Origin of the sequence: Olsenella sp. KH1P3, from assembly GCF_900167315.1 — a bacterium.
GTDB classification, from domain to species: domain Bacteria; phylum Actinomycetota; class Coriobacteriia; order Coriobacteriales; family Atopobiaceae; genus Olsenella_J; species Olsenella_J umbonata_A.
Genome location: NZ_FUWQ01000009.1, coordinates 23,945 through 43,936 on the forward strand (window position 1 = coordinate 23,945; position 19,992 = coordinate 43,936).

Here is a 19,992-nt window from a genome sequence, read left to right on the forward strand (position 1 = left end):
CGCGCAATGAGAGAGCCACTGAAGTACGTCCAGGGCAAGGGCGCCCTCCTCAAGTTCGAGGAGGAAATGGGCTACATGGGCAAGCGCTGGCTCTTCGTCTGCTCCAACAGCGGCTACAAGGCCTGCCACGACAAGATCGAGCAGAGCTTCGGCGACTCGGACAGCTACCGCCGCTACGAGATCTTCGGCGGAATCTCGAGCAAGGGCGAGATCGCCAAGATGCAGGAGATCGTGGAGAAGGACGCAATCGACGCGGTCGTGGCCGTGGGTGGCGGCTCTGCCGTCGACACCGCGAAGGCCACCGCGTTCTACGCCGGCAAGCACGTCGTGGTAATCCCGACCGTCGCCGCGACCGACGCGCCGTGCACGGGCCTCTCCGTCATCTACAACGACGACGGCAGCTTTGACAAGTACCTCTTCTATCCCACCAACCCCGACGCCGTCATGGTCGACAGCCAGGTCATCGCCGAGGCCCCCGTGAGCTTCCTCGTCGCCGGCATGGGCGACGCCCTGGGCACCTACTTCGAGGGTCGCGCCTCCATCAGGACCGAGTCTCCCAGCCTCGAGGGCACCGGCATCACGCGCGCTGGCATGGCGCTGGCCAAGCTCTGCTACGAGACGCTGCGCAACTACGGCTCTCAGGCCATCGCCGCGTGCGAGAACAACGTGGTCACGCCGGCACTCGACGCCATCATCGAGGCCAACGTGTACCTTTCCGGGGTCGGTGCGGACAACGTCAACTGCGCCGCGGCCCACTCCTTCTACAACGGCCTCACCTCGCTCGGCGGACACAGCGCGCCCCACGGCAGCTGCGTCGCCTTCGGCACCCTCGTCCAGCTTGTGCTCGAGGGTGCGACCAAGGAGGAGTTCGAGGACGTTCAGGGCTTCTGCCGCGAGGTCGGCCTGCCCACGACGCTCGCCGAGCTCGGGATCACGACCGACGAGCAGATCCACACCATCGCGAAGAACGCCTGCGTGCCCGGCGAGACGATTCACAACCTCGCCGGCGACGTCACACCCGACGAGCTCTACGCCGCCATCGTTCAGGCCGATGCACTGGGCAAGGCGAACTCCTAGGGGGTCTCGTCCTTGGCTAGAATTATTCGCGTCGAGACCGTTTGTGCCTGCGGCGCCCCAAGTCTGGAGTGACCATGACCTCATCGGGACGTGAAGATCGCAATTCAGGGGAGCCCGCCCGCGCATGCGCGGGCGGGCTCCCTCTGTCTCGCCGCGCCCTCCTGCGCGCCATCGGTGGCTTGGGAGCGCTCGGTGCCGCGGCCCTGAGCTCAGGGTGCTCGGGCGCGCACGTCGCCGACGAGGCCGAACCGGTCGCCACTGTGGTCGAGGGCTCGGCCAACCCTGTAGAGCTTGCGCGATCCATGCAGGTGGACATGGTCGGCGATGTCGGCAGGCTTAAGACCTTCGACATGCACTGCGACACGGTCGACGTTCTGTCGATGTCAAGCTGGGAGCCCTACCTCTCGACGCCCGCCCTCTCGCGCCAGGGTGACCTCATGAGCAACAACGGCGACGTTTCCCTCGATCGCATGGGGCAGATCGCGCACGTGCAGGGCTATGCCATATGGCTGCCCGACGCGGTCGACGACCCGCTGGGCTTCTACCGTCAGGCGCGCGACTGGTTCAAGTCGCAGATGCAGACCTATTCCGACTCCGTTGTCCAGGTGAAGGATGCGCAGGACATACCGGACGTCCTCGCCCAGGACAAGAGCTGCGCCTTCTTGACCGTCGAGAGCGCCGCGGCCGTGAAGGACGACCTCAACGTGGTCGACGAGATGGCCGATGACGGCGTGAAGTGCGTGGGTCTCACCTGGAACGGTCAGAACGCGCTCGCCGGCGGCGCCAAGTCCGATGTCGGCATCTCTGACCTGGGTCGCAGGGCGATCGAGCGCTTCGAGGACCGCAAGGTCGCGCTCGACGGCGCCCACCTTTGCGACCGCTCGTTCTGGGAGCTCATGAAACTGCGCCGCAGGCCCGTCATGGTGAGCCACGCGCTCTCGCGCAGCGTTTGCGACGTGCCCCGCAACATGACCGACGACATGTTCAGGGCCGTCGTCGACGACGGTGGCATCGTCGGCGTCAGCTGCTGCACCGAGTTCATCACCAAGCGCACCACCGGGACCGACGTCACCTTCGACGAGCTTATGGCCCACTACGAGCGCTTCCTCGACCTTGGCGGCGAGAAGTGCCTCTGCCTTGGTGGAGACTTTGACGGAGCGCGGCTTCCCTCGTGGCTCTCGAGCGTCGACGCGCTCCCTTCCTTCTACAATCAGGTGGCCGCGCGTTTCGGCGCGGAGCTCGCTGATGATATCTTCTTCCAGAATGCCTACGCGTTCATGGTGAGAAACGAGCTTGTTTAGAACTGCCGGTTAGAAACGAGTTGGTTTGGTGCGCTTTGCCTCTGTGGTCTTGGACATCCCTACGCGAGCCCTGGACGCCGCCTTCGACTACGCCGTTCCCGACGAGGTTCGCGCACAGGCCGAGGGCGACGGTGTGGGCTGCTCCGGAGGGCTCATTGGCTGCACCGTGCTCGTGCCTTTCTCGCACAGGCAAGTCGTCGGCTACGTCGTGGCCACCTTTGACGAGGCGCCTGCGGGAATCGACCCCGCCCGCATCCTTCCCATCGCCCGCATCTTGGCCTCCAGCGCCTTTGACGAGCCGTCGGCGCGAGTTGCTCGCTGGATCGCGCGCGAGTACAGCTGCCCCCTGTGCGAGGCCATCAGGCCTTTTCTGGCGCCCGGGCAGACCGTTAAGGTCCGTCGCGCCGACGACTCGAGCCCCTGGGAGCTCGTGTGCGAGAAGAGCGGTCCCGTCGACGAGCGCTGGGTCTCTCTGACCGAGTCCGCCGCGGACTTCGAGCCGCGCGCCAACGCCAGCAAGCAGCGCGCGGTGCTCGGGGCGCTTTCGCAAGGCACCGTGCGCATGGCCGAGCTTTCCGCTATGCTGCCGGGCTGCTCGGCAACGGTCGCGGCGCTCCAGAAGCGCGGCGTCGTCTCGGTAGAGCGCCGCAGGCACGTGCGAGGGGGAGAGGGGACCACGCTTTCGAGTGCGACCGCCAGCCGTCCCGAGCACCTTACGAAGGGGCAGGTCGGCGCACTCGAGGCCGTCGCCGCCGCCTGCGCGGCGGCCCGCGGCGACGTCGTGGTCGTCGACGGCGTCACCGGATCGGGCAAGACCGAGGTCTACCTCGAGGCTATCGAGCGCGTCCGCAAGTCTGGCAAGAGCGCTCTCGTGCTGGTTCCCGAAATCTCGCTCACCGCGCAGACCGTGGGTCGCTTCAGGTCGCGTTTCGGAGACGACGTGGCCATCCTCCACTCGCGCCTTTCGGCCGGCGAACGCTTCGACCAGTGGGACCTCGCCCGCAGGGGAGAGGCGCATGTCGTCGTGGGCGCTCGTTCGGCCCTGTTCGCGCCACTGCGCGACTTGGGGCTCGTGATCATTGACGAGGAGCACGAGGCCAGCTACAAGCAGGACTCCGCGCCGCGCTACCATGCGCGCGAGGTGGCGGCCCGAATCGCGCGCGAGCGCGGCTGCGCCCTGGTTCTGGGCTCCGCCACCCCCTCGCTCGAGAGTCTCGAACGCTGCCGTGCGAAGTCATGGGGCGGCGTGAGCTGGACGCGCGCGTGCATGCCCGAGCGACCGGGCTCGGCCAGGCTTCCCAAGGTGCGCGTGGTCGACATGACCGAGCAGTTTGCGCTCGGCCGCAAGCACATGTTCTCGAAGCCGCTCGCCGACGCGCTGCAGGGCGTTGCCGAGCGGCGCGAGAAGGCTGTCCTGCTCCTTAACCGAAGGGGCTTCGCGAACTTCCTGATGTGCCGCGAGTGCGGCGCGGTCCCCGAGTGCCCGCACTGCTCGACCTCGCTCACCTACCACGAGCGGACCCACACGCTGGTGTGCCACAGCTGCGACCGCTCCTGGGCCATCGGCACGCCCGGCGCGCCGATGCGCTGTCCCGTGTGCGGCAGTCCCTACCTGGGCGCCTACGGCATCGGGACGCAGCAGGTCGAGACCACGCTCGCGGACGAGCTTGCGGGAAAGGGCGTCACCATCGTCCGCATGGATGCCGACACGACGCGCGGCAAGGGCGAGCACCAGAGGCGCCTGGAGGAGTTCGACGCGGCCGAGTGCGCCGTGCTCGTCGGCACCCAGATGATCGCCAAGGGGCTCGACTTTCCCCAGGTCACGCTCGTCGGGGTCATCAACGCTGACACCACGCTCAAGATGCCCGACTTCAGGGCGGCCGAGCGCACCTACGACCTCCTCGAGCAGGTTGCCGGTCGCGCGGGCCGCGGCGAGCGCCCTGGCGAGGTCATCATCCAGACCTACTGGGCGAGCCATCCCGCCATCCAGGCCGTCGCCGCCCACGACCGTGACCTCTTCATGAGCTCCGAGCTCGAGGAGCGCCGCGATGGCAACTACCCGCCTTACTCGCGTCTGGCCAACGTGCTGTGCTGGGGTCGCAACGAGTCCGAGGTTCGCCGCGTTCTGGACGGCGTCGCCTCCACGCTGCGCGCGCGCATCGAGGGGCGACGCGGCTGGGAGGTGCTGGGCCCGGCCGACTGCCTCAAGTCGCGCGTGAAGGACCGGTTCCGCAGGCACATCCTGGTGAAGGCGCCCGTGGGGGAGGAGCTTGGCGCCCTTCTCGACGCCTGCGTCCGCGAGCAGGACAAACCGCGCGGCGTGAACGTCGCCGTCGACGTGGACGCCTACGACATGATGTAGTCGGCGCGCCCGCCGCGCCTTGCGAGGGGCACTCGCCTCCGGCTCGGGCTGATGCGGGTTTCTCGTGTTTGCGCGCCCACGTGCCTGCGGGGGCCGCGTGAGGGTAAGCTTGAGGTGCTGGCAATCTATTGCAAGGAGAGTTACATGAGTGCAGAGAAGGACATCGTCTGCGCACCCGACGACAGGCTCAAGACCGAGTGCGCGCCCATCCAGAAGATCGACGACGGCGTGAAGGCGCTCGCGAAGCGCATGCTCGAGGACATGTACGAGTCCGACGGCTGCGGCCTCGCCGCACCGCAGGTGGGCGAGCTCGTCCAGTTGGTCGTCATCGACGTCGACTACAGCGGCGCTCACGACCGCAACCCCTACGTCCTCATCAACCCGAAGATCGTCAAGGCCGACGGCCCCGAGCGCCCCTTCAACGAGGGCTGCCTCTCGTACCCCGGCATCAGCGTCGAGGTCAGCCGTCCCAGCCACGTCGTGGTCCAGGCGCTCGACCTCGAAGGCGACCTCATGCAGTACGAGGCCCAGGACAATCTTCTGGCCGTCTGCCTCCAGCACGAGATCGACCATCTGCACGGCATCACGATGGTCGACCACCTGACTCCCGGCCAGCGCGTCGCCGCCATGCGCGACTACCAGCAGGCCGTCGCCGCCGGAGCCAGGCCCGGCGAGACTTCCGTCGACTAGGGAGGCCGCATGCGCGTCGTCTTCATGGGAACGCCCGACTTCGCCGTTCCGTCCCTCAGGCTGCTTGTCGAGCGTCACGACGTGACGCTCGCCCTCACGCGCCCCGACGCGGTGCGCGGCCGTGGCAAGCGCCTCGAGCCTTCCGCCGTCAAGGCGGCCGCCCTCGAGCTGGGGGTTCCAGTCATCGAGACCAACAAGATAACCCCTGAGGTGCTCGACCGCATCAGGGCCGAGACGCCCGACGTCATCTGCGTGGCCGCGTATGGCTGTATCCTTCCCGACGAAGTTCTCGACGTCGCGCGCCTGGGATGCGTCAACGTGCACGGCTCGCCCCTGCCGCGCTGGCGCGGCGCCGCCCCCATCCAGCGTGGCGTCCTCGAGGGGGACGACGAGGTGGGCGTCTCGATCATGCGCGTGGTCCACGACCTCGATGCCGGGGCCTACTGCCGCCAGGCCACCATCGCCGTGGGGCAGAAGACCTGCACGCAGTTGATGTCCGAGGTCGCACAGCTGGGTGCCGACGAGCTACTTGCCGCGCTTGGCCAGATGGAGGCGGGAGAGGCCCGCTGGGTCGAGCAGGACGAGTCCCAGGTCACGTACGCCAAGAAGATCAGCAAGGCTGAGATGCGCCTTGATCCCGCCGACGACGTCGCCAAGAACGCCCGTCGCATCCAGGCCTCGACCGACGCCGCGCCGGCCCGCCTCAAGGTGGGCGAGAGGGGCGTGCGCGTCCTTCTCGCAACCGTCTCCTCCGAGCCGCTTGGCGCCGGCCGGGCGCTTGTCCGCAAGGGCCGCGTGTTCCTGGGCTGCGCCGACGGCTCGCTCGAGCTGCTGCGCGTCAAGCCTGACGGCAAGAAGGAGATGGACGCCTCCGCTTGGGCCCAGGGCCTGCATGCGGACGGCCTTACATGGGGGCGTCTGTAGTGGGAGCGTTGTCTTCCGCGCGTGCCGCGGCTCTCGATGTCGTCTGCGAGGTTCGCCGCCGCAGGGGGCGCGTCCGTGATGTCCTTCGCTGCTCCGGCGAGGTCGAGGCCCTCGACCCGCGTGACCGTGCCCTGACGACGCGCCTCGCCGTCGGTGCCGTTCGCGCCTCCGGAACCCTCGACGGGATCGTTCGGTCCCATGTGACGCGCGGGCATCTGGAGCCGCGCCTTGCCGACGCGCTTCGCGTCTCGACGTTCGAGATCCTGTTTCTCGACACGCCCGCACAGGTGTCCGTCAGCCAGGGCGTAAGCCTCGCGGCATCCGTCGCACCCCGCGCCCGCGGCCTCGCGAACGCAATCCTGCGCCGCGTTGCGGCCGAGGACCTTCCACGGATCGGCGAGGCACGAGAACGTCTTCAGGCACTCGTTTCGCTCGAGGATGACCAACGTATCGAAGGCGTCGAACCTACGGGCAAATATGGGCTCTCAGATGGTCGCTTTTCGTCGGCCGGTGCCTCCGAGCCCTCGTCTGCTCTTGTGGCTGACATCTCTCTTGCGGGCTGCCTTCCGCAGTGGCTCGCGGAGGAGGTTGTCGCTTCCTTAGGACCCGCACTCGGTGCCTCGCTTGCCCTGCGGGCACTTGAGCCGCCTGCCGCGACCGTTGCCCTCAACCCCTCGCTCGGCGAGGGGCTGTCGCTCGAGGCCCTGTCCGCAGCCGCTCTTGACGAGTCTCCGCTCCCGTGGCCCGGTGCATATCGGCTTGGTCGGCAGGCCGGGCTTGCGCGCTCGGGTCTCGTGCGCGCGGCAAAGGTGCTGCCCTGTGATCTTGCCGCCCAGGTGGTCGCCTGGACGGCGGCGTCTTGCGCGTGCGGCACGGCCGACCGGCCGGCCCGACTGCTCGAGGTCGGGCAGGGGAGGGCGACCAAGACCATTCTCATGGCCGGTGCCGCGCAAAGCTGGGCGCGCACGTTAGATATCTGCTCCGTCGAGTTGGAGGAGTCCAAGGTCAGGCTTGCTTGCGAGCGCCTTCGCGCTGCGGCCGTGGCCGATTGCTGCAAGTCGTTCGCCCTCGACGCCACGTCCCTTTCCGACGACGACATGCCCATGCCCCTGCAAGAGCCGTTCGACGTCGTCTTCGTCGACGCACCGTGCTCCGGTTCGGGCACGCTCAGGCGGCACCCCGAGATCGCCTGGTCACTGTCTCGGGATGCCGTGCGTCATGCAGGGAGCCTTCCCGCCCTGCAGCTTGAGATCCTCACGGCGGCGGCCTCTCGCGTCGCTCCGGGCGGCGAGCTGCTCTACTCTACCTGTTCCATCCTTGTCAGCGAGGACGTCGAGGTCGTCCAAGCATTCCTCAATAGCGAGAAGGGTTCCGATTTCAGACTTGCGAGCGTTACGGACGCACCCATCGCCTCTGGACTCAGGCCAGAAGAGGCTGATCTTCTCGGGCACATGGTCTCTGCCGACGGAATGTTTCGCTCCTCGAGAGGCACGCTCTTCGGCATCGACTGCGACGGACACTTCCTTGCCCGTCTGGTTCGTACCGGAGGCACGGAACCTTGATAATGTGCGTCCTCGCCTATACGAGTTCCTGGATTCCGGTCCCCGGCTCTGCCGGGGACCATTTTTTTGATTGACGCCTCTGGTTCAGCCTTTGTTCATTTTATAGGTATCTAGCAGGTATTTCATAACCATAAAGTAACGCTTTATGCTGCTAGTCTTACCCTATAGTAAGCCTTGAGTTTAGCCTTACAGGAGCTTGAGATAGATATAAAATAACGGGCCCTTTCGGGCCCGTCTGCCTGTCTAATTATTCCTGAGGGCGGCCTTTCGGCCCCACGGCACCTCTTCCGGAGCCTATTTCTTGCCCTTCTGGTCGGTGTTGTAGAAGCCCGAGCCCGAGAAGACGATGCCAGACGCGGAGAAGACGCGGCGCGCCTGGGCACCGCACTTGGGGCAGTCAACCTCGGGGTGCGCGTTCATGGGGTGCTCGACCTCAAACGTGTTGTCGCACTCGGGGCACTTGTAGTCATAACGAGCCATTGTTGGAACCTCCGGACGAAACTAACCTTTCGGCTGAGCGGGGCGTCCTCGCCCCTGGCCGTCTTCGTTCTTACCCTTCGACGTACGAATCTACCACGAGCTTTCGGGAATGCCCCTGTTATCATGGAATCTGCTCTTTGGCACTGTGCCCGCGGCGACGGCTGCGGCTCTTGGGAGGAAGCATGGCAATTCGCGGCGCGCTCTTTGACTGTGACGGAACCCTGATCGACTCCATGCCCATGTGGCATCGGGTGACGGTCGAGCTTCTCGCCGCGCATGACGTCAACGACCCCGAGAACGTCTTCGCCAAGACCGAACCGCTCCCTCTGCACGAGATGTGTGCGAGTTTCTGCGACGACTTCGGCGTCGACTCAACCGAGGACGCCCTTTTCGAGGAACTCATGGTTCGCGTTCGCGACGCCTATGCGCACCGCGTCGAGCTCCTTCCGGGCTGTCGGGAGTTCCTGGGGGACCTTTCCGCCCACGGCGTTCGCATGGCGGTCTGCTCGTCCACTTCTGTCCCCGAGGTCGAGCTCGCGCTCGAGGCCCAGGGCATTCGCGGGTTCTTCCGGGACGTCATCTCGACGGGTGGTTCCGTCCGCAGCAAGGAGTATCCCGACGTCTGGGAGAAGGGCCTCGCCTCGTTGGGGACCGCGGCGGGAGAGACCTGGGTCTTCGAGGATGCGCCCTTTGGCATGAGAAGCGCCCGCCAGGCGGGCCTTCACACCGTCTGTCTGTTCAGCCCCCACGGGGACCGCGACATCGACGAGTGCTCCCGCCTCGGCGACATCCTCGCCCATGGCTACCCAGAGCTCTCGTTCGCCCTGCTCGAAGACTATGCGCTTCCGGTTCCCGGCTTCGGGTCCGGCTCCGATCCGTCTCCCGACGCCGCGCCCCTACGGGCGCTCGTCGTCGATGGATCCCCAGAACCGAGCTCTGCCGGGCTGGTTCGTTCCCTGGCACGGGATGCCGACTACGTGATCGCAGCCGACGCGGGCGCCATGGTCCTAAGGGAGGCCGGTGTCGTGCCCGACGCGTTCTGCGGGGACTGCGACTCGGTCGAGCCTACTGCCGGCGACTGGGCTCGCTCCGTGTCTCGCGTTAGCTACGAGCTTCCCCGCGAGAAGTACGCGACCGACCTCGCCTACGCCATCGCCTGCGCCCGAAACGAGGCCGCTCGCCAGGGCCGTCCGCTCGCACTCGACGTCACCTGCGCCACGGGTGGCCGTCCCGACCACGCGCTTGCCGTGATGGGCCAGCTGCTCGGCGCCGCCGACGCTAGGCCCCGTCTGGTTGAGGACGGCTTCGAGGCCCGGATTCTCTGTCCCGAGGGCGCTGACGAGTGGGGTCTGGGCGGCGACGCCAAGGGGAGGACCTTCTCGCTCATTGCCCTGCGCGACTCGATCGTCTCGGAGTCGGGCATGCGCTGGAACCTGGATCGCCGCACCCTTCCGGCCCTTTCTGACGAGGGCGTGTCCAACGTCGTTGCCGAAGGGGGAGCGCACATCCACTGTCACGAAGGCGTCGTCATGGCGTTTCTGCTATAACGTAAATCTTTTCGCACGGGGTGGACCACCACCTCTGCAGTCGCCTCCGGCGGTTGCCTGCGTTGGAAGGGGCTGGAGTATAAGAAAAGGAGCCCCGAGGGGCTCCCTTGCTTAAGCGCTATGCGTGCTGATACTTATGCCTGCTCAGCAGAGCGAGCAACCTTGCCGCTCTTGAGGCAGCGCGTGCAGACGTTCTTCTTGACTGCCTTGCCGTCCTCGAAGACGGTGACGCGCTGGATGTTGGGCTTAAACGTACGGTTGACGGTGCGGTGGGAGTGGCTGATGGAGCGACCAGCAACGGCGTGCTTACCGCAGATATCACAAACCTTCGACATTGTTACGACCTCCAAAGGGCGGCGCGGATGCCCCGCAATTTCCAAAGCCGTCCAAATATAGCACAGCCGATGTGTTGCGCAAGCCCCAGAAGTGCTTTCTTGTGGTGGTTTTGTAGTCAGATACGTGCGATTTGCATCTTTCTGGATGCTTTTGACCGCTTGGCGCGGCGGCGCCCCCTTGCCTATTCCTGCGCGGGGACGCCTTGGGCACGCTTGCATGCGCGCCCTGACGTATGGGGAATTTCGTTTGTCATGTGGCTGCGCGCCACGATGCGGGCTCTTGCGGCACTTCTCTGCGCTATAGTTGGCATATTCATGCTGAGTCCCCGAGTCCTTGGGTGCAAGCGAGAGGAGAAGATATGGCATCTGTCGTTCCCGGCGAACTTCGGGTATCCAACGACTGCATCGCGGACCTTGCCGGTTATGCCGCGCTCGAGTGTTACGGCGTTGTGGGCATGGCCGTCACCGACGAGCAGGATGGCGTCACTGTTCTGCTTCCCGCCCGTCGCCTGAGGAAGGGAATCGGCGTCACGGCCGTGGATGGGGGCGTCAAAGTCGACCTCCACGTCGTCGTCGAGCAGGGGGTCAACATGTCCTCCGTCTCTGATAACCTTGTCAGCTCCGTCAAGTTTATCCTCAAGCAGATTGCCGAGTTGGACGACGTCGAGGTGCGCGTCCATATCGAGGGCATCCGCACCCGCTAGCGTCTGCTGGCACAACTGAACGCTTCCATATATATAGAGTAGGAACCGAGGTTCTCCAGAAATGATCGCCAACGTCGTTCGAAACTGTTTCCCCGTTGCGGCCCAGGTCGTCGCTGACAAGGCCGATGAGATCAACAAGCTCAACGTCTTCCCCGTCCCCGACGGAGACACGGGCACCAACATGTCGCTCACCCTGGGCACCGTCGTCAAGGAGGTCCAGGCGCTTCCCGCCAACGCCTCCATGGACGACATCGCCAAGGCCATCACCCACGGCTCCCTCATGGGCGCGCGCGGCAACTCTGGCGTCATAACCAGCCAGATCCTGCGCGGCGTCGCCGAGGGTCTGACCGCCGCCAAGGGCGACTCCGCTACCGCCGCCGACATTGCCTTTGCGCTGCGCAACGGCGTCAAGGTGGCCTTCAAGGCCGTCCGCAAGCCCGTCGAGGGCACTATCCTCACCGTCCTGAAGGACATCTCGGCCAAGGCGGACCAGCTCGAGAAGGCCAATGTCTCCGCCAAGGAGGCGCTCGACGCCATCGTCGTCGAGGCCTACGAGTCCGTGGCCCGCACGCCCGACCTCCTTCCCGTTCTGAAGGAGAACGGCGTCGTCGACTCGGGAGCCTTCGGTCTGGCCACCTTCATCGAGGCCTTCGTGAACGCCTACAACGGCAAGGCTGGCGAGGTCTCCGAGTTCAAGACGACCGTCGACTCCGAGGGTGCCAAGGCCCACGTCTCCGACGTCGTCGACATCGAGCTTAACGACGACTGGGAGGGCTCCGAGTTCCGCTACTGCACCGAGTTCCTCTTCCACGCCGAGGATCCCAACTTCGACGAGGAGGCCAACCTCAAGTACCTGTCCACCATGGGAGACTGTGAGCTCCTGGTCGGCTCCAACCCCGACTACAAGATCCATGTCCACACCAACAGGCCCGACCGCGTCCTGCGCCACATGCTGCACCGCGGCCAGATCTTTAAGGTCTACGTCCACAACATGGACCTCGAGGCCGAGGAGCGCACCGAGTCCATCCGCGAGGACAAGGCCGAGGCGGTTGCGGGTCAGAAGAAGCCCCTGGGCTTCGTCGCCGTGGCGGCCGGCTCCGGCCAGGCAGACATCCTGAAGTCTCTGGGCGTCGACGTCATCGTCTCTGGTGGCCAGACCATGAACCCCTCGACCGCCGACATTCTCGATGCCATCGAGAAGTGCAACGCCGAGTCCGTTATCGTCCTTCCCAACAACGGCAACATCCGCATGGCCGCCGAGGCCGCTGCCAACGCGTGCGACAGCTGCGACTGCGCCGTCGTTCCCACCAAGACGGTTCTGCAGGCCTTCGCCGCGATGTTCGTCGCCGACCCCGAGGGCGACCTCGACGCCAACGTCGAGGAGATGACCGACGCCATCGGCGAGATTCGCGACGGCGAGGTCACCTCTGCGGTCCGCGACTCCGCCGCGGCCGACGGAACGCCCATCCACTCTGGTGACGTCATGGGCATTATGGGCGGCTCCATCGAGGTCGTCGGCTCCAGCGTCCAGGATGTCACCCTCGAGGTGATCAACCGCATGCAGGAGGAAGAGGAGGGCGACACGCTCACCATCCTCGCCGGCTCTGACTTGGACGACGATGCCTTCCAGAAACTGGTCGATGCCATCGAGGAGGCCCAGCCTGACCTCGAGATCGACTCCCACCGCGGCGAGCAGCCCCTCTACCCGGTTGTCTTCTCCATCGAGTAGGAGGCCTTCGCGCTCGTGGGCGAAACCCCTACCGTAACAGAGGTGGGCGAGCGTCTCTCGCGCACCGTTTCTCTTACTGATGACGTCTCGCGCCTGCGCTATGCCTCGGGCGCGAGACGCGTTTCTTTGGGCAGACTCGGCCTCGACCGGGTGCGCGATGTCCTTCTCCACGTTCCCAGTCGCTACCTCGACTATACGTCGCGCGTGGACATCGCCCACGCCGACGTGGGCAGCGAGGTCACAGTGGTCGGCACGGTCGACAAGGTGACCCTTAAGCGCCCGCGGCCGCGCATGGCCATCGTCGAGATCTTCCTGCTGGATGACACCGGCGTGATCGAGGTCACGTTCTTCCGCCAGCCTTGGCTCGCCGAGCAGATCAAGCGGGGCGACACCCTGGCCGTCTCGGGCAAGGTTACCTTCGAGTATGGCTTCAAGCGCATGAAGGCGCCGTTCCACGAGAGGCTCGCCTCGGCGGGCGAGAGCACTGATTATGCGCGCATCCTGCCCGTCTATCACGTGTGCGAGGGACTCTCCGTCGCATGGGTGCGCCGCATCGTGTCGTCCGCACTCGAGGACGCGGGCGACGTCTGCGACTTTCTGCCTGCCTCGCTCGTGTGCGAGCGCGGCCTCATGTCGCTCGGTCGCGCCCTGCGCGAGGTGCACTTCCCCTCGTCGCTTGCCGCAAAGGAGCGCGCCCGCCGCCGCTTGGCCTTCGACGAGCTGCTCTGCCTGCAGCTTGCCCTGCGCTGCCGCCAGAACATCCAGCTCGCTGGCGTCGAGCCGCGGGTCCATGTTGTGAACGGCCCGCATGTCGCCGCCCTTCGCGCGGCCTTGCCCTTCTCGCTCACCGACGAGCAGGGACGCGCGGTCGAGGAGATTTTGCGCGACATGGCGTCTGACCAGGTCATGAACCGTCTGCTGCTGGGTGACGTCGGCACGGGCAAGACGGCCGTTGCGGCCTTCGCCCTGGCCGCGGCTGCAGACAGCGGCAGCCAGGCCGCGATGATGGCTCCGACCTCCGTCCTGGCGCGCCAGTACGCCCAGAAGCTGGGCCCGCTGCTGGACGAGGCTGGCGTCAGCTGGGCGCTCATCACAGGTGCCACCGCACCCGCCGAGCGCGAGGCGTCCTGCACGGCCCTGGCTTTGGGCCAGACGACCGTCGTCTTTGGCACCACGGCGGTCCTCTCGGACGACGTCGCCTTCGACAGGCTGAGCGTCGTCGTGATCGACGAGCAGCACCGCTTCGGCGTCGACCAGCGCGCGGCGCTGCGGCGCAAGGGGCCCGGCGCCGACCTTCTTGCAATGACCGCGACGCCCATCCCGCGCACTCTGGCGCTCTCGCTCTACGGCGACGTCCAGCGCTCCGTCATCCGCCATCGTCCCCATCCCGGCGCCGGTGTGCGGACCACCTGCCTCCCGATCGAGCGGCTCGACCTTGCCTACGGGGCCATTCGCGAGGCGGTCGACGCCGGGCGGCAGGCCTACGTCGTCTGCCCCCTGGCGGACGACGCCGACGAGGGAGAAGAGCTGGACGACGTGCCCGAGGCCGAGGTATCGCGCTCCCAGAACGTGCGCTCCGCCGCCTCAAGCCTGCGCGAGCTGTCGAGGGGCGCGCTCAGGGGGCTTCGCCTCGAGCTGCTCACCGGTCGCATGCCCGCTGCCCATAAGGACGAGGTGATGGAGCGGTTCCGCTCCGGTAAGGTCGACGTCCTGGTGAGCACGACCGTGATCGAGGTGGGCGTCGACGTCCCCAACGCGACGGTCATGCTAGTGTATGATGCCGACCGCTTCGGCCTCGCCACGCTTCACCAGCTGCGCGGCCGCGTCGGTCGTGGCGACTGCGAGGGGCAGGTGTTCCTGTCCTGCGCCGCCAAGAAGGGCTCGCCCGCCCGTGAGCGCCTTGCGGCCCTCGAGCGCACGTCGGATGGGTTCGAGCTCGCCGAGCTGGACCTCAGGCTGCGCCACGAGGGAGAAGTGCTTGGCTACCGGCAGCATGGCGGCGGTCCTGAGCTGAAGATATCTGACCTGGTGGGCGACGCCGACCTGGTCGAGCTCGCACATGAGGATGCTCTCGAGCTCGCGCGACGCGACCCCGAGCTCGCCTCGGCAGAGCTGCGTCCGCTGGCACGCGAGGTGCAAGACAGGTTTGGCGCTTATTTCGAGGAGGTAGAGCGCACGTGAGGATAGTAGGCGGCAAGTGGAGGGGCCATCCCCTCGAGGCTCCCGAGGGCCGCGACGTGACGCGGCCGACGACCGACAGGACGCGCGAGTCCATCGCGTCGATGGTACTCTCGGCCTTCGGGCTGGACCTTTCGGACGTATCGCTCCTCGACGCCTTCGCCGGCTCAGGTGCCATCGGCCTTGAGCTCCTGTCGCGCGGGGCGGCCTCGGCGACCTTCGTCGACCGCGACCGCGGCGCCGTCGCGCGCGTGCGCAGGAACGCGAAGTCTTTGGGCGCGAGCGTCGCCGAGGCGCACGTCATGTCCGGCGACGTGTTCGGCCTGGCCGAGCGCGGCTCGCTTGCCGGCGCACCCTTCCGGCTTGTGGTGCTCGACCCGCCCTATGCCGTTGATGCCGAACGCGTGAGCTCGCTCGTCGCGAGCCTGGCTGAGCGCGGCATGCTCCGGGAGGGCGCGCTCGTCCTCTACGAGCACGACTCTCACGCGCCGGGGCTGGACGTCGCCGACTTCACCCAGATCAAGGAGAAGAGCCACGGCATCACCACCGTCGAGCTCCTGAGGCGCAATGCCGCCTTGGCCGAGGCCGATGCGTTCGCCGCCGAGGACGCCGCCGTTGACGGCAAGGACGTTGTCGCTGGCCAAGTGGAAGGGGAGGCCGAGAATGGCCGATAGCGTTATCGAGCACGTGGTGGTTCCGGGAACCTTTGACCCGGTGACCTTCGGACACCTGGATGTCATTCGCAGGGCGCGCAGGCTGTTCCCGCGCGTGACCGTGGGCGTAGCGGCCTCGGTGGGAAAGAACGGCGTGGGGCCGACCTTCTCGCTCGACGAGCGCGTGCGCATGCTGCTCGAGGCGCTCGAGCTCGAGGGCATCTCCGAGCGCGTGGACGTACGCCCGTTCAGCGGCCTTCTGGTAGCCTTCTGCCAAGAGGTGGGGGCTGGTGGTGTGGTCAAGGGCCTGCGTGCCATGACGGACTTCGAGTACGAGCTCCAGCAGGCCGACCTCAACAGCCAGCTCGCGCCGCAGATGGAGTCGATCTTCGTCATGTCGAACCCCAAGTACGGCTACGTCTCGTCCTCGATCGTACGCGAGCTTGCATCCCTGGGCTCCGACGTCTCCTTTCTGGTCCCCAAGAACGTTGCGGCCGAGCTTGCCAGGCACTTCTCGGCTTGACGTGGAAAAGGCTGCGGCCAGTCACCGGATTGTTACCGTTGGCGCATGCGTCGTAGGCGTTGTGCGCAGCGTATGGTTTTATCTAGATAAACTGATAGTATTAGCTAGATGCTGGCTTAATACCGTGCGTACGCTGGCAATGCGGTCTGAAAACAAAGCATAGTCGCGGCAAGGCCCGCAAGCTTTACATGAAAGGAGCCCCGTATGCAGCCGGGTGAGGAAATCGAGAGCCTGGTCGGCGAACTCGAGCAGATCGTGAGCGAGGGCAAGACCCCGTTCACGGGTGGTGCCCAGAAGAAGATCGTCGACGCACAGGAGATCTACGAGATTCTCGACGAGATTCGTCGCGTCTTTCCGCAGGAGTTCGCGGATGCCCGTCGCATCGTGAAGGAGGAGAACGAGACGCTCGAGCGTGCCCAGATGCAGGCTGACGCCATCATCGCGGACGCCCAGCAGCAGGCCATGATCCTGGCCGGCGACCAGGAGGTCGTGCGCCTTGCCCAGCAGCAGGCCGATGACATTCGCGACAAGGCCGCCCAGTACGAGCGCGACACCCGCTACAACGCCGAGGAGTATGCTGACACGGTGCTCGCTCACCTCGAGGACAACCTCAAGAGCCTGACCAACTCGGTCTCGCGCGTGCGCCAGACGCTGGACGAGAACTCCGGTCCTCGCAACCAGACCAACAACGTCCCCTGGTAGCGGCCATGCAGAGCGTAATCGCGATACTGGACGAGCGCCTGGCGAACGCCGGCGACACGCTGTCCCTAGCTGGCCATCTGGACGAGAAAGGCTACGACCTCGGTGGTCACCACTTTGACCTGCCCGAGGGGCTCGACTACGATCTGGTCCTCACGAATGCGGGCGAGGGCATCTTGGCTACGGGCATGATTTCGGGCCACGTGGTGGGCACCTGCGACCGCTGCCTCGATCCCGCTGAGTTCGACATCAGTGGCGAGGTGGATGAGTACTTCCTGTTCAAGGAGCCTGACCAGCCGATTGAGGTTGGCGACGACGAGGACGAGGTCGACTACGCTTTGGTTGGGGACGACCACACGGTCGACCTGACCGAGGCGCTCGCTTCGGCACTCTTGATGGAGACGCCCTACGTGGTGCTCTGTCGGGAGGACTGCGCGGGCCTCTGCCCGGTCTGTGGCGCCAACCTGAACAAGGAGGACTGCGGTCACGCCGCGCAGATCGAGGCCAGGTGCGAGCAGGACAGGCTCGATGCGAGCCCGTTTGCCGTGCTTAAGAATCTCGAGCTGGGCGACTAGCCCGATCGGGTGCTTGGCCGGACGGGGTGCCTTGGGACCAGGTTGCAGGCACTTCTCTGCAGTTGCGTTTTCGGAGCTTACGTGAGGTTCAAAAAAAGAACTTGGCGTGAAGAGGCACCATTTCGTGCCAGTGCGTCCCCTTGCGTGGTATAGTCTCTTCTTGTGTGTTTATGGAAAGACCGCTCAGGCCTGTAGCCTGGCAATAAGTGAGTCTAAGAGAGGTTCAAGATGGCAGTTCCTAAGCAGAAAAAGGGTCGCGGCGCTACGCACACTCGTCGCTCGGCCAACAGCAAGCTCGCCGCTTCGGCACGCTCCGTTTGCCCCCAGTGCGGTGCTCCTAAGCTTCCGCATCACGTGTGCCCCAACTGTGGCTACTACAAGGACCGCGAGGTCGTTGTCACCGAGTAGTCATCTCGCATCAAGTGGCCTAGGAGGCCGGTCCCTCTGGGGGTCGGTCTCTTTTTTTGTTGCGCTGGGGCATTGCGTGCCTTCGTGCAGCCCAGACGGGGAAACTGAGCAAGGGGAGAAGAAATGACAACCATTTGCGTTGACGCCATGGGAGGGGACAGGCCCTCCGAGGTCGTGCTCGAGGGTATCGCCCAGGCCCTGGCCGCCGACGTCGAGCTCGAGGTGCTCGTCGCCGGCAACTCCGAGGTGGTCGAGCCTTTCTGCGCGCAGCACGAGCGCGCGCGTGCGCTGTTGACCACCGAGGTCATCGGTATGGAGGAGCATCCCGCCGATGCTGTACGCAGCAAGAAGGACTCCTCCATCGTGAGGGGTTGCGCCGCCGTGCGCGCCGGTGAGGCCGACGGCTTCTTCTCGGCCGGCTCAACTGGAGCTATCTTCGCTGCCGCCACGCTGGGCATCGGTCGCATCCGCGGCATCAAACGCCCCTGCATTGCCAGCTCCGTTCCCGGCACCAGCGGCCGCCGCACCGTCTTCTGTGACATGGGTGCCAATGCCGACGTCCGTCCCGAGATGATCGTCCAGTTCGCGCGTATGGGCCGCGCATACTCGCGCGTTACGCTGGGAGTCGACGACCCCAAGGTCGCGCTTCTCTCCAACGGCTCCGAGGAGACCAAGGGCTCCGAGGCCGTCGTCGAGCTGCATGGCGTCCTAGCCGAGGCTGCGGCCTCCGAGGGTTGGTTCGTTGGCAATGCCGAGGGCACCGACATCCTTGCGGGCAACTTCGACGTCATCGTGACCGACGGGTTTACGGGCAACGTGGCCGTCAAGACCCTCGAGGGAACCTCGAAGTTCATTATGGGCGAGCTGAAGAAGGCCGTTAACGCCTCGCCTAAGGCGGCGTTGGGCTCACTGCTGCTCAAGAGCTCCCTCAAGGAGATCGCGGCGGGACTCTCGGGTGATGCCTACGGTGGCGCGATGCTTCTGGGCGTCAAGTCGCCGGTGATTATCGGCCATGGTGCCACCTCTGCTGAGGCCGTCAAGAACGCCACGCTGGTGTGTGCCTCTGCCGTTAGGGGTGAGCTTGTGAACAAAATCGCGCTCGACGTTGCTGGCGCGTAGCAGCTGCGACCAACAGGGTACAATTACAGAGACTGTTACTCTTGCGCGGAGGGTCGAACCTCCGCGCGTTTGTTTGGAAAAGGAACGATGCATGGAGCGTAGCGAGATTTTTGCCAAGGTCGCCGAGGCCATCAAGGAGACCATGGGTGACGACAGCCTTGAGATCAGCGAGTCGAGCACCCTCAAGGATCTGGGCGCCGACTCGTTCGACCAGCTCGAGATCATGGTCGCCCTCGAGGAGGCCTTCGATATCACCCTGGAGGACGCCGCCGAGGACATGTCTTCCGTCGAGACTGTCGGCCAGACCGTCGACATCGTCTCCTCCCAGCTCTAAGGGGCGACGCTCGTTGAAGCTCTTCCAAAGAATCAAGCGGATCGAGGAGATCGTCTCCTACGAGTTCAAGAACAAGGACCTCATCACCAGCGCCATCACGCACCCCTCTGCCGTTGAGGGCAAGCCCGTCTCCGCGTCCTACGAGCGCCTGGAGTTCCTGGGCGACTCCATCTTGGGCGCCATGGTCGCGACCGACCTGTTCGAGCAGTTCCCCTCGATGGACGAGGGCAAGCTGACGCGCATGAAGATCAGCCTGGTCAGCGGCAAGACGCTTTCCGAGGTTGCTGGCAAGCTGGGCATTGGCGAGCTGATCGTGTTCGGCGAGTCCGAGAAGGGCACGGGTGCCCGCGGCATGCACTCCGCACTCGAGAACGTCTACGAGTCCGTGGTCGGCGCGCTCTACCTAGACGCCGGCTTCGAGGTCACGCACGAGTTCGTGCGTAAGACGCTCACGCCGTACATGTCTCCCAAGCTGGCCGAGCGTCCGCTCTCGCCCAAGTCGCGCATTCAGGAGGTCACCCAGCGCGACTTCCGCTGCGCGCCCGTCTATAAGCTGGTCGGCGAAGAGGGTCCTGCCCACAAGCCCACGTTCGTCTCGGTCGTCCTCATTGACGGACGCCGCGTCGGTCGCGGCAAGGGCTCCAGCAAGAAGGAGTCCGAGTCTGCCGCCGCCCTCGACGCGCTCGAGCGCCTGGGCTACCTCGACCAGGCTGACGGTGGCATGCCCAAGCAGGCCAAGAGCGTTTTCAAGAACGCCGACGTGGAAGACGCGTCGTAGAAAGGTATAGGTCC

At 65.6% G+C, this 19,992-nt stretch carries 20 protein-coding genes; 18 read left to right on the forward strand and 2 right to left on the reverse strand.

Annotated elements, in window-relative coordinates:
- Nucleotides 1-6: 6 nt before the first annotated feature.
- The 6 genes from B5D13_RS08435 (at nucleotide 7) to B5D13_RS08460 (ending at nucleotide 7,916) form a co-directional block, all read left to right on the forward strand.
- On the forward strand, nucleotides 7-1,077 hold the full coding sequence (locus tag B5D13_RS08435; protein WP_234970845.1) for a glycerol dehydrogenase: 1,071 nt from the start codon (nucleotides 7-9) through the stop codon (nucleotides 1,075-1,077).
- 74 nt (nucleotides 1,078-1,151) lie between these two features.
- Nucleotides 1,152-2,378, forward strand: a complete 1,227-nt coding sequence (locus B5D13_RS08440) for a dipeptidase (protein ID WP_078687864.1) — start codon at nucleotides 1,152-1,154, stop codon at nucleotides 2,376-2,378.
- Nucleotides 2,379-2,406: 28 nt separating this feature from the next.
- Nucleotides 2,407-4,740, forward strand: coding sequence for a replication restart helicase PriA (gene priA, locus B5D13_RS08445; protein WP_078687887.1), 2,334 nt, complete (start codon nucleotides 2,407-2,409; stop codon nucleotides 4,738-4,740).
- Between the two features lie 144 nt (nucleotides 4,741-4,884).
- Nucleotides 4,885-5,430, forward strand: coding sequence for a peptide deformylase (gene def / locus B5D13_RS08450; protein ID WP_078687865.1), 546 nt, complete (start codon nucleotides 4,885-4,887; stop codon nucleotides 5,428-5,430).
- A gap of 9 nt (nucleotides 5,431-5,439) precedes the next feature.
- Nucleotides 5,440-6,354 carry a methionyl-tRNA formyltransferase gene (gene fmt, locus B5D13_RS08455; protein WP_078687866.1) on the forward strand — a complete coding sequence of 305 codons (915 nt, stop codon included), beginning with the start codon at nucleotides 5,440-5,442 and terminating at the stop codon, nucleotides 6,352-6,354.
- A complete protein-coding gene (locus B5D13_RS08460) occupies nucleotides 6,354-7,916 on the forward strand; it encodes a transcription antitermination factor NusB (RefSeq protein ID WP_159444020.1) in 1,563 nt (520 codons plus the stop codon). The genes fmt and B5D13_RS08460 overlap by 1 nt, the downstream gene beginning before the upstream one ends.
- Before the next feature lie 294 nt (nucleotides 7,917-8,210).
- Here B5D13_RS08460 and B5D13_RS08465 read toward each other — a convergent pair whose 3' ends face one another.
- A complete protein-coding gene (locus B5D13_RS08465) occupies nucleotides 8,211-8,396 on the reverse strand; it encodes an FmdB family zinc ribbon protein (RefSeq protein ID WP_078687868.1) in 186 nt (61 codons plus the stop codon).
- Nucleotides 8,397-8,578: 182 nt separating this feature from the next.
- Here B5D13_RS08465 and B5D13_RS08470 point away from each other — a divergent pair, with 182 nt between their 5' ends.
- Nucleotides 8,579-9,943, forward strand: coding sequence for a thiamine diphosphokinase (locus B5D13_RS08470; RefSeq protein ID WP_078687869.1), 1,365 nt, complete (start codon nucleotides 8,579-8,581; stop codon nucleotides 9,941-9,943).
- A 134-nt stretch (nucleotides 9,944-10,077) separates the two neighbouring features.
- On the opposite strand, the gene rpmB is transcribed toward B5D13_RS08470, so the two are convergent.
- Entirely contained in the window at nucleotides 10,078-10,278 is a 201-nt protein-coding gene (gene rpmB, locus B5D13_RS08475) for a 50S ribosomal protein L28 (protein ID WP_078687870.1), read from the reverse strand.
- 359 nt (nucleotides 10,279-10,637) lie between these two features.
- Here rpmB and B5D13_RS08480 point away from each other — a divergent pair, with 359 nt between their 5' ends.
- The 11 genes from B5D13_RS08480 to rnc all read left to right on the forward strand — a co-directional run bounded on the left by B5D13_RS08480 (nucleotide 10,638) and on the right by rnc (nucleotide 19,978).
- Nucleotides 10,638-10,982, forward strand: coding sequence for an Asp23/Gls24 family envelope stress response protein (locus tag B5D13_RS08480; protein WP_078687871.1), 345 nt, complete (start codon nucleotides 10,638-10,640; stop codon nucleotides 10,980-10,982).
- Nucleotides 10,983-11,043: 61 nt separating this feature from the next.
- Nucleotides 11,044-12,711 (forward strand): DAK2 domain-containing protein, encoded by a 1,668-nt coding sequence (locus B5D13_RS08485; RefSeq protein WP_078687872.1) that lies wholly within the window; start codon nucleotides 11,044-11,046, stop codon nucleotides 12,709-12,711.
- 15 nt (nucleotides 12,712-12,726) lie between these two features.
- Nucleotides 12,727-14,892, forward strand: coding sequence for an ATP-dependent DNA helicase RecG (recG, locus tag B5D13_RS08490; protein WP_078687873.1), 2,166 nt, complete (start codon nucleotides 12,727-12,729; stop codon nucleotides 14,890-14,892).
- Nucleotides 14,889-15,563 carry a 16S rRNA (guanine(966)-N(2))-methyltransferase RsmD gene (gene rsmD / locus B5D13_RS08495; protein WP_078687874.1) on the forward strand — a complete coding sequence of 225 codons (675 nt, stop codon included), beginning with the start codon at nucleotides 14,889-14,891 and terminating at the stop codon, nucleotides 15,561-15,563. Before recG ends, rsmD begins: the two co-directional genes overlap by 4 nt.
- Nucleotides 15,553-16,065 carry a pantetheine-phosphate adenylyltransferase gene (gene coaD / locus B5D13_RS08500; RefSeq protein WP_078687875.1) on the forward strand — a complete coding sequence of 171 codons (513 nt, stop codon included), beginning with the start codon at nucleotides 15,553-15,555 and terminating at the stop codon, nucleotides 16,063-16,065. The genes rsmD and coaD overlap by 11 nt, the downstream gene beginning before the upstream one ends.
- A 204-nt stretch (nucleotides 16,066-16,269) precedes the next feature.
- Nucleotides 16,270-16,767: an ATPase gene (locus B5D13_RS08505; RefSeq protein WP_078687876.1), complete on the forward strand. Its 498-nt coding sequence runs from the start codon at nucleotides 16,270-16,272 to the stop codon at nucleotides 16,765-16,767.
- A 5-nt stretch (nucleotides 16,768-16,772) separates the two neighbouring features.
- A complete protein-coding gene (locus B5D13_RS08510; RefSeq protein ID WP_078687877.1) occupies nucleotides 16,773-17,339 on the forward strand; it encodes a YceD family protein in 567 nt (188 codons plus the stop codon).
- Nucleotides 17,340-17,567: 228 nt separating this feature from the next.
- Nucleotides 17,568-17,747 carry a 50S ribosomal protein L32 gene (gene rpmF / locus B5D13_RS08515; protein ID WP_013251914.1) on the forward strand — a complete coding sequence of 60 codons (180 nt, stop codon included), beginning with the start codon at nucleotides 17,568-17,570 and terminating at the stop codon, nucleotides 17,745-17,747.
- A 123-nt stretch (nucleotides 17,748-17,870) separates the two neighbouring features.
- Nucleotides 17,871-18,866 (forward strand): phosphate acyltransferase PlsX, encoded by a 996-nt coding sequence (gene plsX / locus B5D13_RS08520; protein ID WP_078687878.1) that lies wholly within the window; start codon nucleotides 17,871-17,873, stop codon nucleotides 18,864-18,866.
- 91 nt (nucleotides 18,867-18,957) lie between these two features.
- Entirely contained in the window at nucleotides 18,958-19,200 is a 243-nt protein-coding gene (locus tag B5D13_RS08525; protein WP_078687879.1) for a phosphopantetheine-binding protein, read from the forward strand.
- Between the two features lie 13 nt (nucleotides 19,201-19,213).
- A complete protein-coding gene (gene rnc / locus B5D13_RS08530) occupies nucleotides 19,214-19,978 on the forward strand; it encodes a ribonuclease III (RefSeq protein WP_078687880.1) in 765 nt (254 codons plus the stop codon).
- Nucleotides 19,979-19,992 lie beyond the last annotated feature (14 nt).